Here is a 617-nt window from a genome sequence, read left to right on the forward strand (position 1 = left end):
GTCGGGGGAGGCGGGGGCGGGGATCGTCACGCCGCACAGACAAGCACGCGGCACCGACACCGCGGGAGGCCCCGCGACGCCCCGGGTTCAGCAGCCGCAGGCCGCCCCGCGCGCCGCCCCGCGCGCCGGCACGCCCGCCGGCACGCCCGCCGGGACACCCGCGGGGGCGGTCAGCGGGTCCGCCGGGCGCGCGAGCGCGCCGGCGTCCGTCTCCACGGCGAAGCCCTCCCGGGCCCAGTACTCGAAGCCGCCGAGCATCTCGCGCACCCGGTACCCCAGGCGGGCCAGCTCCAGGGCCGCGCGCGTGGCGCCGTTGCAGCCCGGGCCCCAGCAGTACGTCACCACCGGCACGGACCGCTCCAGCAGGTGCGCGGCGCGCTCGGCGACCAGCGCGGTGGGCAGGTGCACGGCGCCGGGCACGCGGCCCTGCGCCCACGCGGCCCCTCCGCGGCTGTCGACGAGGACGAACCCGGGCTCGCCGGTGGCCAGCGCGGCGGCCACGTCGGAGACGTCGGTCTCGAAGCGCAGCCGCGCCGCGAAGTGCGCGACGGCGTCCCCGTCGACCCCGGGGACGTCGACCCCCGGGACGGCGCCGACGGCGGGGGCGGGGGAGGGGC

At 81.4% G+C, this 617-nt stretch carries 1 protein-coding gene; it reads right to left on the reverse strand.

The window, feature by feature from the left end; translation table 11 throughout:
• Positions 1–87 precede the first annotated feature (87 nt).
• Positions 88–617: rhodanese-like domain-containing protein (locus GTR00_RS22230; protein ID WP_323132681.1), on the reverse strand; the 530-nt coding region annotated here is incomplete at its 5' end.

Origin of the sequence: Kineococcus indalonis, assembly GCF_009906395.1 — a bacterium.
In the GTDB taxonomy this organism is placed as follows: domain Bacteria; phylum Actinomycetota; class Actinomycetes; order Actinomycetales; family Kineococcaceae; genus Kineococcus; species Kineococcus indalonis.